This window comes from Brasilonema bromeliae SPC951 (assembly GCF_012912135.1).
GTDB lineage: Bacteria > Cyanobacteriota > Cyanobacteriia > Cyanobacteriales > Nostocaceae > Brasilonema > Brasilonema bromeliae.
Window position 1 is genome coordinate 1 of record NZ_QMEB01000196.1, and the last position, 12872, is coordinate 12872.

Here is a 12872-nt window from a genome sequence, read left to right on the forward strand (position 1 = left end):
CAACGCACTGGCTCCCCTTACACCCCTATCCCCTTACACCCCTAGTTCTTGACAAGGGACTCGCATGGAAAGTGCGATATCACGAGTGAGTCTATCCGTGCATGGCGATACGCATGATTGCGTCTCTAGTTCTGCGCGATCGCGTAGCGTCAAGCCTCCGGCTTATCGCACTTACTACAGAAAAATCATTTGCATGCGATGCTACCACGCGATCGCCATGGCGGAGTGTTCCTTATTTCAACCGAAACTCATCAAACTTAATAACCTCCGAATCTGGCTTGCGTATATCAAAACGATAGCTACTCACTGTACCCGTACCCGTGTCAAAGATGCTGAAAACCGTGATGTCATTACTTGCAATGTAGGGCATTGGTTTACCATCTTCACCCAACAACGGGACAATTGTGGGCACCACAGGTTCTAAACCATATGGATCACCAAGTTCAGCATAATCCTCTTTATAGCCAACAGGCACTTCTCGCTTGTTGTCACCCCAAGCAGCACCGTAAGAATTACCAACATTAGAAGTTTCTAAAAAGTGCATTCCCGACTGACTACAAAAGCGGTTCCACAAATGAGAATGCCCGTAAAATACTAACTGTACACCAGCTGCTTCAACTAAAGGCACAACATCACGGATGAGGAAATCTGCATCTTTGGGGTACTCGTAACGGATAGCCTTGATGTTGCCATCAGCATCACGTTCAATGATTTGTACAGGATTTGTATATGCTGGGACTATGTTACCACCCAATGTATGGGGCGGATGATGCAACATCACCACTTTATACTTTGCTTGCTGAAATTCAGGACTATTGAGTTCTTGTGCTAGCCAATTGTACTGGGTACTCCCTTTGGCTATTGGTTCATAAATATGTTGCCCGTAACCCCAATTCTCTGGGGTATTGAAATCTTTTTCCCGTTCTCGATATCTACCTCTAGCCTCTGCATCCAAGTTAAAAGTCCGCCACATATTTGTCGCGTACAGTACGACCAAACGTACATCACCAAAGCTGACTGCGTAGTAAGTTTTTCCACCTTCCTGACTTTGTGGTAAAGTGAAAATCTCTTCGTAGGTATCAGTATTAAAAGAATTTTCTTTTAAAGATTCCTGTCCATAGAACTTAAGAGCAACTGTACGAGGAATCGTAGCATCAAATTCATCATCTAGACTTCCATGATCACGACGTCCCATAATCTCATGGTTACCAATGCAAGTAAACATCGGCGCGTATTGAATGATTTCGCCGCCTGAGTAGATTGTCTTGACTCCGTCGCTATTCATTTCATAGTTAGCACGACCTTGCAAACAGGGAAAGAAAGCACCGCCACGATGATCATCAAACCATTCTGAGGCGCGATCAGGAATATTAACCAAATCACCAGCGAACCAAACCGCATCGACTCGTCCAACAGTTTCAACCACTTTTTGCAAATTGGCTGCAACCATTGGTTTGATTTGATGGTCAGAAGTCAGTAGAATTTTGAGTGGTTTACCAGGACTAGGCTTGGGTGCAAGCGTAAACACCTTGCTACTGACACTTTCGCCATCTTCCCGCACACTCGTTACAAGGTAAGAAACTCGCGTGTCGGGAGTCAAGTCAGTGATTTGGGCCTCGTGTCGCCAAATATCACGTTGAACAGGATGTTGATAAACCTGTCCGTTTTGGGTTTGGTTTCCTAAGCGTGAATTTTGGTCTTCGCGTATGCGCTTAAGTTGGGTTGTTGTAGCAAGAGCAGTTTGTGCTAAATTTTCACCGTAGGTAACTATATGTCCATAACCAGCAAACTCAGTAAACCACACAATTTGCACTGAGGTTTCTGTTGGTAGTTGCACAAACGGATCGGTCAACAACTGGGGTGGTGATGTCATAATCTTTGCTCAGATAAACACATGCTTATCAGGTTAAGCCATAGTCGTGAAAGTTAGGTTAAGCGTTGAGTTTACAATCAAACCGCTTCTTCAACACGCTATTTATTTGCTATTAGAGCAGAAAAGTCAATATACGTCTGTAGTCTGATGTTATTGCGCATACCATAAATTTATAAATGGTATGGTTGATAAAAAACAGCGTCATGACAAGTGTGACCTAATTAGTTGGTAAACCATATGCGTGCAACATGCTAAAAGTAGCACATTCAAAAAACTGGCTTCAGCAAAGCCGTTATAGTAATCGGGGAAGTGCTTACTTGTTTGCACCGATGGTTAATTTTAACGTCATGGCAGAAGTTGGAGATACTCCCCCCTAGTATTAATTCCACTTGAATAGAAATACCAAGATAAACTCAACAACAATGACATTTTTCTGTCGGTGAATGGAGGAGAAATTTCTCCTGTGACTATGAAATAGCCGCAAAAAATGTTTTTGTGTTTAAGAAGCAGTTGGTTTAACTGCATCTGGTGGATAAAGATTATAACTTCAAGAGCAGCAAGTCACCTCAAAGAAAATTATTGTATCGGGAATAGTGTAAAAATCCTTGTTTTTATATTATCTGAGAAAGGAAACATTAGCCTATTTAGATGGTTTGATGGTTAATGCTTCCACAAATTTAATTGCAAGGCTTTTAAACTCGTCCAGAGAAAAACACTGCTTGTGTATCTACCTAACTCACATCTTGTCGCAATCAAATAGCATGACTTTTCGTCACTCAGTATTAAACAAAAAGTCCTATATTTAGCGATAAAAGCCAATAAAAATATGTAGCTAAATCGCTCATATTTTTATCTTCTACGGTTTTATACGGAGAAAAGCCAGAAATGAGCTAATATGAAACCATTACAAGTTTTTCTTGCAAATCAACACTATTGATGTGTAGATCCAAAAAAACTATGTGTCGTGCATCTAACTTGAGGATTTGACAGTACCTGCACCAAAGAGTTTCCCTGTGACTGAAATTTAAACATTAGGAAACTATGGGGTGTTTTTGAAATGGCTCTAAATTCACTTGATGGAATGAAAAATATCAGCATCAGTGCAAACACAAAGTTATGTAACACGGTTTGGCATCAAGCTCATACAAACTTAATTCTTGTCAAAAACTCTTACGTAAGGTATTTATGAATAGACAGCAATTTTTATCCAAATTACAGCGCTTCCAAGAACTTTTAGTCATGAGTTCAGTAGGCGCTCTACCCACAATTCTGTTAGGTCCAAAACTGCGTAATATACTCTACAGCAGTATTTTTGCTCGTATAGGTAAAGCAGTTTTTATTCAAGAGGGTGTTGAATTTATCAATACTTCTTGTATTGAAATAGGGAATGGGGTGTTTATTTTTAAAGGTGCTCGTATAGATGGACGAGGACACCAAAACAATAGAATATATTTGAACGATAAAGTAGCCATTGAGCGTAATGTTAGCATTGGGTGTTTGGAGGATTCATACATAGATATTGGACAAGAGACTTTCATTGGTCCTGGCGTTTGTATTGCTGGACCTGGAGATATCAAAATAGGTAAGCGGTGTTTGATTGCAGCAAATTCTGGAATATATGCAAATAATCATAATTTTGCAGACCCCAATGAGCCAATAAAATATCAAGGTATTACCCGCAAAGGAATTGTGATAGAGGATGACTGCTGGCTAGGACATGGTGTTGTAGTCTTAGACGGAGTCACCATCGGTCAGGGTAGTGTCATTGGTGCAGGAGCAGTTGTGACCAAAAATATTCCTCCGTTCTCAGTTGCTGTGGGAGTCCCGGCAAAAGTGATGAAAAGCCGCACTAATAAGCAATTGGTGAACACCAGAGACTAAAAAAGAGGAGGCTCAGCCTCCCAGCCCTTGTTCCCAGGCTCAACCTGGGAACGAGAAATCGAGGCTCTGCCTTATATTGACTGGAGTTTACATTAAGACACAATCAATGAGCGCTCTTGCCCAGACTTGTTTCCAAGTCTAAATGAAGCGGCATTGTTATCAATTGATGACAAAGTAGTTAAGATTTTGAAATTAAGATTTCATTAACTTAATAAAAATTTATAATTTGTCATATTAACATCGTAACTCTCATAGCAGAAAGCTCAAAAGATAGGATTTTCGCCTTAAGTAAGCTGTTTCCTGAAAATTCCTTTCCTCAGGCATTTACCCATTTACAACGGTTCCACCCAAAAACAGGGAGAAGCTACAGATACGAAAATATGGTATAACCTGTAGAATTTCTAACGTTACAATTTGAAAAAATTCATTACGTTAAATTCCATGAACTCTTCCACAAACCAGGTTTACCCTGTTATTTGGCATAACAACTCAGTCTCACTGATTGATCAAACCCGTTTACCTAACGAGTATGCGTTTGTAGAAATCCATCGCTGCTCAGATATGGCGCAGGCAATTAAAACTATGATTGTACGAGGTGCACCTGCAATTGGCGTGGCTGCGGCATATGGAATGTATCTTGGGGCACGGGAAATTGAAACTAGCGATCGCAATCAATTTTTGACCGAATTGGAAAAAGTAGCCCAACTGCTACGTACGACTCGTCCGACAGCAGTCAATTTATTTTGGGCAATTTCACGAATGCTGAAAATCGCCTACGAAACTCTTGGAACAGTAGAAGACATCAAACAAACCCTGCTGAATACAGCCCGATCTATAAACGCGGAAGATTTGCAAACCTGCTATGCGATTGGCGACAATGGCTTGAGAGTCTTGCCTCAAACTCCAGAGAAGCTGACAATTCTAACCCATTGTAACGCTGGAGCATTAGCAACCGCAGGTTATGGAACCGCTTTGGGTGTCGTGCGTTCTGCTTTCCGAGAAGGGCGTTTAGCGCGGGTGTTCGCTGACGAAACTCGTCCTCGCTTGCAAGGTGCAAAACTGACGACATGGGAATGTGTCCAAGAAGGCATCCCAGTTACGCTCATTACTGACAGTATGGCAGCTCACTGCATGAAGCAGGGTTTGATTGATCTTGTTGTTGTTGGTGCTGATAGAATTGCCGCTAACGGAGACGCCGCAAACAAAATTGGTACGTATAGTTTAGCACTCGTTGCTAAAGCACATAACATTCCTTTCTATGTTGCTGCACCCCTTTCCACCGTTGATTTTTCTTTATCCGACGGTAATGAAATTCCAATTGAGGAGCGTAATCCAGAGGAAATCTACCAAATTGGCGAGACAATTATTACACCAACTGGCGCAGAATTTTATAACCCAGCTTTTGATGTCACACCAGCCCAGTTGATTACAGCAATCATCACAGAGAATGGAGTATTTGCTCCTGGGGAGTTAGCAAAATCCCGGATCAAGCAATTTGCTTAAGTGCAATCGCCCTTAAGAGAACTTAAAACCAGAACTCAGAATAGGTATGACAAAGCTAAAACTGTGTTCCCTTGTAAATGTAATCATTCTGAGTTCTGCATTCTGCATTCTGACTCCTTTTACTTTTTTGTCCAAAGTCTATTGAAAACGACAGGAGATATTAGGAGGTATTGAAATCAATACCCAGCTTAATATCAATAACCAAGTCTTTGAGAACTGATATATAAACCCCCACGAATTAAGGTTTCTCGTCCCAAAGGTTCCACGACCTTCACCTCAACGATCAACTCTCCCAACTCCTGTTGTCCTCTGTGGTCTCTGCGCTTGTGCGGTTCACTTAAATAAATATTCTCCGGACGAATTCCCAAATCAAATCCTTGCCCCGGTGCAAGGCGTATTCTCTCTCGCATAGCATGAGGACAAGGTAACAGCTGACCACTCACATCAAAACCATGATTGGCTCTTAGAATATTCATCGGGGAATTTCCCAAGAAAGTTGCTACCATGCGGTTCGCTGATTGGGAGTAGATATTTTGGGGTTTGCCGATTTGTTGAATTCGCCCTTGTAACTAATAACTAAGGACTAATGACTAATTCCAAGCAGGGTGAGATAGTAAAGAAGCAATCACTCGCACTCCACGTAGTTGGTTGGACAAAGGTAGATGACCTCTCGGAGCGCTTAGATCCCAAGTAAACTCGTTAGGGTAGCGCGTCCAGTTATTGCCTTTTTTCCAACCAATTTTTTCCCAAAGATTCTCCCAGTTTTTACCCAGGCTCAACCAAATTTCTCTCTGTACGGTAAAGCCAAACTTTCCTTCTGAATGGATTAACCATAGGGTGTTGATGGTCTTGAGGTCAGTGGCTGGGAAATTTTCTATTTCAGTAAAATACAACCATTTTCTTTGCACTGCCCCTGGTCCTGCCAGTTCACACATTTTTTGTAGAGTCATGCGATCAGCTGCTTGAAAGTCGCAAGCTGCAAGTAATTGTTGCACAGAACTGTAATCAATGCCACACTCTGATGTCAGAGGTACGATCCCATTCGGGAAATAAGCTTGCAAAAATTCTTTTGCCTTGGATGAATCAGAATTATAAAGAACCTGGTATACTTTCCCATCCACCCAAGTTGCAGGATTTTTTTTACGTCCAAATAAAAATTCCATCAGGACATCCAAGCCTGTATCTCCCAGGTTAGCTAACTGTGGGATCACCTGCTGTTGGGTGTTAATAGACCCAGAGACCAACGGTTGGCGGAGGGAGTCGATGTTACTATGAGTGCCTGATACAATCAATGGGTCTGTCATGCTATTACTCGTGGAATGCAGTTAGTGAACAAGCTATTGGCTATCAGGTGTTGTGGACCGGCGTTGCACTGGTAGCGAAGAGTAGTTTACAGGAAATCGCAAAGAATGCCCACTCATTACTTTACTTTGGTTATCCGTTACTAAAGACTAAAGACGGTCTTCACGAATAAGTTCACAATTCATTTGGGTTTGCTATATATTCAAAGAGTATACTAATAAAGCGTGCAGGCTATAAGATAGCGAAGATTTGAAGAAATCTTACGCGCCTGTGCCCACGATGCAAACAGGGGAAAAAACTCTGCGCCTCATAAACTTTACACATCTATCAAAACAAGACACAGCAAAATCTACTAGCCTTACATACATGAGTCTCCCTCCTTTGAGTTCATACCCCAAAGGATACTATGTTGCAGCGTAGCCATCAGGAGTGTTTGATGTACGACAAAATTACCCCGCCCACAACAGGAGCAAAAATTACCTTCAAGAATGGAGAGCCAATTGTTCCTGACAACCCGATTATCCCCTTTATTCAAGGTGATGGCACGGGGATTGATATTTGGCCCGCGACAGTAAAAGTCCTTGATGCTGCGGTAGAAACGGCATACAAGGGCAAGCGGAAGATAAGTTGGTTTAAGATTTATGCCGGAGATGAGGCTTGTGATTTATACGGAACATATCAGTATTTACCCCAAGACACTCAGACGGCAATTAAAGAATATGGTGTTGCCATTAAAGGACCTTTGACAACTCCTGTCGGGGGTGGCATACGCTCCCTTAATGTAGCATTGCGGCAAATTTTTGACCTTTACGCCTGCGTGCGTCCTTGCCGCTACTATGCAGGTACACCCTCACCTCATAAAAATCCCGAAAAACTTGATGTCATTGTTTACCGGGAAAATACGGAAGATATTTATTTGGGGATAGAGTGGCGACAAGGTAATGAAATAGGCGATCGCCTAATTTCCATCCTCAACAACGAACTCATTCCCGCAACACCAGAACACGGTAACAAGAGAATTCCTCTAGACTCAGGCATTGGCATCAAACCCATCAGTAAAAAGGGTTCTCAGCGCTTGGTACGACGTGCCATCAAACACGCCTTGCAACTCCCCAAAAATAAGCAAATGGTGACTTTGGTGCACAAAGGCAACATCATGAAGTACACTGAAGGCGCTTTTCGCGATTGGGGTTACGAGTTGGCAACGACCGAGTTTCGCCATGAGACCATTACCGAAAGAGAATCTTGGATTTTGAGTAATAAGGAGAAGAACGCCAATATCTCCTTAGAAGAAAACGCCCGAATGATTGACCCTGGATTTAACGCCCTGACCACAGACAAGCAAGCTCAAATTGTCAAGGAAGTTGAAACAGTTCTTAACTCAATTTGGGAAACTCACGGTAACGGCAAGTGGAAAGATAAAATCATGGTCAATGACCGCATTGCCGACAGTATTTTCCAACAAATTCAAACTCGCCCGGATGAGTATTCCATTCTGGCAACAATGAACTTAAATGGTGATTACTTGTCTGATGCTGCGGCGGCTATTGTTGGCGGACTGGGTATGGGACCTGGGGCAAACATTGGCGATGAATGTGCCATTTTTGAAGCCACTCACGGTACAGCACCCAAACACGCAGGGTTAGACAAAATAAATCCTGGTTCAGTGATTTTATCCGGTGTAATGATGCTGGAGTATCTGGGTTGGCAAGAGGCGGCTGATTTGATTAAGAAAGGTTTAGGCGATGCCATTGCGAACAGTCAGGTTACTTACGACTTAGCAAGGTTGCTGGAACCTCCAGTTGAACCCTTAAAATGTTCTGAATTCGCTGAGGCAATCATTAAACATTTTAGCTAGTGCAAACTTACTAAAATTTTGCTTTCTAGCCTCCTCTCTATTAACGGGGAGGGGGTTTTCATAAGCTGGATTAGCGCCAGCATAACGCACCTTTTTCATCAAAACATAAACACACTCACTCGCAACTCAGAGAAAAAAAGTTATTTCTGACTTTTGAGAGCCTTTCTAAAATTTTGACGATAGGATTTATTTGTGGCAAACAAAGCTGGCCACAATAAAGCTAATTTTAGGCGATTGGGCAGACTTCGCTGGAAGTTAGTCCGGTTAAATCCATTAAAGAACTTCCAAGCACCACCTGCATAAACCACGACTAATCCAAATACGATTAATTCCATTCAGCACAACTCCACAAGCAATTGGTCACAATTTTAGCTAAGTTTTACCAACACCATAATGGAACTTTATAACGATATCGAAAACCAATGAGTCAGTCACAAGTGAGCAAAAGCAGAAACTGCTTGTGAATACTTTGACTGTCGCTTTTTTCGGCATCATACGTTAATTAATACATTTATATATCAAGTTTAGAGTAGCTTCGTGTATTATGACAATTCACTCGTCAGTTATTCAGAAATTGTCTCAAAAAATGTAAAAATCTACACTATAACGATTGCGTAGAGCATGGCTTGATTGAAATTTTCATTGTAGTATGTAGAGTGCGATACGCCTCTTGGCGTCTGCTTTCCCTTGCAATCGCTCGTTCCTCTAGCCCGCCTTCAATGGTTAGGATGGCTACAAACAAGAGTAGGGGAAACCTCTCAACGGAAGTATCCCCCTTGTCTGATGTGCTAAGTTTGCTTATTTATTGATCACTTTTTGGGTGAGATGAGCATCATCATGTTTCGCCCTTCTTTTTTGGGCATTTGCTGAACTTCACCAAATGCCTCTAAATCAGTCGCCATTTTCTTGAGCAATTGTTCTGCCATGTCGCTGTGTTGAATTTCGCGACCCCTAAACATCACAGTTGCTTTGACTTTATCCCCGTCTTTGAGAAAACGCTCTGCTTGCTTAACTCTTACATTATAGTCGTGTTCTTCAATCTTGTAACGCATCTTCACTTCTTTGACGTCAGCAGTGTGCTGCTTTTTGCGAGCTTCCCGTGCCTTCTTCTCTTGCTCAAACTTGTATTTCCCATAGTCCATAATCCGACAAACCGGTGGTTCAGCTTTGTCACTCAGCAGCACTAAATCAAGCTCTTTTTCCTCCGCTAGTTGTAATGCTTCTGATGGGGTCAGGATTCCTAACTGAGAACCATCGGTATCAATCACCCGAATTTTCGGGAAGCGAATTCGTTCGTTAATTTGGGGCAGGTCGCGATTTCTTTTTCTTTCAATCACTGACATGATTTGTGGGAGCTGTTTGTTAAGAAAGTGGCTTAGTTGTTTGTTGTATGCCTCAGAAGTAAAATACTAAAATCACTGAGGACTAGAAAATGAACTTATAGTTCTAGGGTAGCTAATTCCCTAGAGCAGTTTCATTGTCTTCGTTGTATCTGCCATTTTACTCATTTTGAAAGCACTTCTGTCTAATCGTTAATCTAAATTACACAATAGTAGCAATTTTTAATCATTGTAACAGTTTTTATAAAACCATTGACTTTATGGCTTTTAAGTGTAATTCCAAAAGGGCGGTTTAAGATAATACAGTATTCACATGAACAAATGTATCTTTATTTACTAGTATATATAATTTTCTCAGTATTAATTCTAAGCCAAAAAAGGTGGAAATGCACTTAGCCTAGAATATATTTAAAGACTATCTTCATTTTAGCCAAACTAGAGTCACAACTCTCCACAGATTTAGCACTAAGGAGTTGAGCTAACTTTGACAAAGTGGAATGAATAGTTTTTCTGTGCGATAAATTGGAGAAAACTGTGGACACCATTGTGCACTGGCAGCAACGGGTTGGCAATCAAAGAGACTGGGTTTGGAGAGGCTGGCAAACTCGCTACACATACATTCGTCCTGCTCAAAACAATCGCAAGACAACTCCCCTGATCTTGCTACACGGATTCGGTGCATCTATTGGTCATTGGCGACAGAATTTAGAGGTACTAGGCGAACACCATACTGTTTACGCTCTTGACATGTTAGGTTGGGGCGCTTCTGAAAAAGCTCCTGTAAATTACAGCGTACATCTTTGGGCAGAACAGATTTACGATTTTTGGAAAGCATTTATCTGTCAACCAGTTGTACTCGTAGGTAACTCTCTTGGTTCACTTGTTTGCTTGGCAGTCGCCGCTGCTCATCCTGAGATGGTGGAAGGTATCGTGATGATGAGTTTGCCTGATCCGTCATTGGAGCAAGAGGCGATTCCTCCCATTTTACGACCTATTGTCATGGGAATCAAAAATCTTGTTGCTTCGCCACTCTTACTTAAGCCTTTGTTCCAGGTTTTGCGCCGACCAAACATAGTACGTCGCTGGGCTAGTATTGCCTATGCCAACCCAGAGGCGATCACTGATGAACTGGTAGAAATTCTAGTTGGTCCTTCTCAGGATCGAGGTTCTGCCCGTGCCTTCACCGCCTTGTTGAAGGCGACCATTGGTATTAACTTTAGTCCTAGGGTTAAGACAGTACTGCCAACCTTACAAATTCCCATGCTTCTGATTTGGGGGCAAAAAGACCGATTTATTCCCCCTGCACTTGCTACTCAATTTGCTAATTTCAACGAAAAGTTGGAACTGCTTAATTTAGAAGATGTGGGACATTGTCCTCACGACGAACGTCCAGAACTGGTGAACCAGGCGATTTTAGATTGGATTGATAAATATAGCAATCCTAAATCCTGAGTCGCTACGGGCACGCCCTCGCATATGCCTACGGCACGCTACGCTTTGCGCTTACGCTTGCGTGCGCTTTGCGCAATAGATTTTATCCAAGGGAATCCAGACGTAACCGACCACGGGGGCGATAAGCCTCCGGCTTGACGCTGCGCGTCAAGCGAACTAAAACACAGTGTATCTCAATGAGTGAAGGAGTTATGGGGAAAAATCCCAAAGAGTCTACTATCATGAATTGCGTGAATGCCAGTCACTCACAAACACTGCAATTCCCAACACCGCCAATGCAAAAGCTCCCCACTTCACAGGTGGATTCATATCTAACCAATCTAACAAAGAAGGTATTGCTAGCTTGCTAAAGTCTCCCTCGACGTGGTCATAGCCTTCAACTGGTGCAAAAATATTGTTTGGTGCATTCTCTGATTTTGATTCTCCAGTGTGCTGCCCTGGAATACCAATAACCGACAACAATGAGTCTACTAAAGAAGGCGAGATTTTTTGTAGTACATCTAACACCCTACCCACATCTCCGACAATAAAATCGCGTATGGGGTGTTCCGCAGCATAAAGGATAGCATCGGCAACAAGCTCAGGCTGGTAATATGGTGGAATACCAGTAGGTTTAACTCCTAGCTTGGTGCCAACCTTGTTGTAATAAGGTGTGTTGATTGTTGCAGGCAATATTGATGTCACGCTTATGGGCAATTTTTCGTATTGCAACTCGACGCGCAAACTTTCTAAGAAACCTTCCAAACCATGCTTGGCAGCACAATAGGAACTTTGTAGCGGCAGACTCCGCCTACCCTGCATTGAGGATACATGAATTAACGCCCCACGTCCCTCACGTTTGAGATGAGGTAGTGCTACCATTGCACCGTATACCTGTCCCATCAAGTTAACTTGAACAATTCGTTCAAACTCCTGCGGCGTGATTTTCTCGAAAGGCGAAATGACACCTGTAGCAGCAACATGAACCCAACTATCCAACCGTCCATATTCTGCCACTGTTTGATCTGCGATCGCCTTTATCTGCTCAAACTCACTCACATCTGCAATTACATATCTAGCCTCACCACCATTGCCTCGAATTTCATCTACCAAGGACTTTAGCCCTTGTTCACTACGAGCAGCAACCACTACTTTTGCACCACGCATTGCAAACTTCAGTGCCGTTATCCGCCCAATACCACTGGAAGCTCCAACTACCGCAACAACTTGTTGATTAATTGGTTTTAATTGCATAATGTTTGTTTCATCTCTTCTGTTCTGTCTCCTTCCATGTATTAACTTTGATTAAGCATCCATACATCTTTCATAAGGCTTATAAAAAAAAATTGGCGTTGCTGAATTTGGGAATGAATTATGGTTGTAGCACGATGTTCAATTAATTTCCTGTAACCCTGTAGAACTTTCGGATGCAACGTCTCTACATTAATGGGAATTTGAAAATTCATATCTTGATTCAGCAACGCCAAAAAATTTGTATACAAAAGGAGAGTGATTAGTACAAGCGTGTACAAACATGTATATCAAGCAGTAATTGCAACAGGATACTACTACTTTTTATCGAGTGAAACCCGCATGATTTATAGGTGTAAAGTTATTTGCCTAAATTTTATAATATAAATAAGTCTTAAAAATTACACTTCAATTTTATGAAAATACTCTCATC

At 42.0% G+C, this 12872-nt stretch carries 9 protein-coding genes and 1 pseudogene; 4 read left to right on the top strand and 6 right to left on the bottom strand.

What is annotated here, in order from left to right; all coding sequences use genetic code 11:
* Positions 1–232: 232 nt before the first annotated feature.
* Positions 233–1873, bottom strand: a complete 1641-nt coding sequence (locus DP116_RS21140; protein ID WP_169157047.1) for a purple acid phosphatase family protein — start codon at positions 1871–1873, stop codon at positions 233–235.
* A gap of 1185 nt (positions 1874–3058) precedes the next feature.
* Here DP116_RS21140 and DP116_RS21145 point away from each other — a divergent pair.
* Together DP116_RS21145 and mtnA are read left to right on the top strand one after the other, a co-directional pair.
* A complete protein-coding gene (locus tag DP116_RS21145; protein ID WP_169157048.1) occupies positions 3059–3754 on the top strand; it encodes an acyltransferase in 696 nt (231 codons plus the stop codon).
* A 441-nt stretch (positions 3755–4195) separates the two neighbouring features.
* Positions 4196–5257 (top strand): S-methyl-5-thioribose-1-phosphate isomerase, encoded by a 1062-nt coding sequence (gene mtnA, locus DP116_RS21150; protein WP_169157049.1) that lies wholly within the window; start codon positions 4196–4198, stop codon positions 5255–5257.
* A gap of 224 nt (positions 5258–5481) precedes the next feature.
* Here mtnA and DP116_RS21155 read toward each other — a convergent pair.
* A pseudogene (locus DP116_RS21155) lies at positions 5482–5823 on the bottom strand (ABC transporter ATP-binding protein); the annotation flags it as partial.
* A gap of 24 nt (positions 5824–5847) precedes the next feature.
* Positions 5848–6561 (bottom strand): GUN4 domain-containing protein, encoded by a 714-nt coding sequence (locus DP116_RS21160; protein ID WP_169157050.1) that lies wholly within the window; start codon positions 6559–6561, stop codon positions 5848–5850.
* A gap of 434 nt (positions 6562–6995) precedes the next feature.
* Between DP116_RS21160 and DP116_RS21165 the strand changes: the two genes are divergently transcribed.
* On the top strand, positions 6996–8417 hold the full coding sequence (locus DP116_RS21165) for an NADP-dependent isocitrate dehydrogenase (protein WP_169157054.1): 1422 nt from the start codon (positions 6996–6998) through the stop codon (positions 8415–8417).
* A 140-nt stretch (positions 8418–8557) separates the two neighbouring features.
* On the opposite strand, the gene DP116_RS21170 is transcribed toward DP116_RS21165, so the two are convergent.
* Positions 8558–8752, bottom strand: a complete 195-nt coding sequence (locus tag DP116_RS21170; protein ID WP_048869960.1) for a hypothetical protein — start codon at positions 8750–8752, stop codon at positions 8558–8560.
* Positions 8753–9226: 474 nt separating this feature from the next.
* Entirely contained in the window at positions 9227–9760 is a 534-nt protein-coding gene (infC, locus tag DP116_RS21175; RefSeq protein ID WP_169157051.1) for a translation initiation factor IF-3, read from the bottom strand.
* Positions 9761–10291: 531 nt separating this feature from the next.
* On the opposite strand from infC, the gene DP116_RS21180 reads away from it, so the two are divergent.
* A complete protein-coding gene (locus DP116_RS21180) occupies positions 10292–11209 on the top strand; it encodes an alpha/beta fold hydrolase (protein WP_169157052.1) in 918 nt (305 codons plus the stop codon).
* A gap of 219 nt (positions 11210–11428) precedes the next feature.
* Here the strand turns inward: DP116_RS21180 and DP116_RS21185 are convergent, their stop codons facing one another.
* Positions 11429–12442: an SDR family oxidoreductase gene (locus DP116_RS21185; protein ID WP_169157053.1), complete on the bottom strand. Its 1014-nt coding sequence runs from the start codon at positions 12440–12442 to the stop codon at positions 11429–11431.
* Positions 12443–12872: the final 430 nt, after the last annotated feature.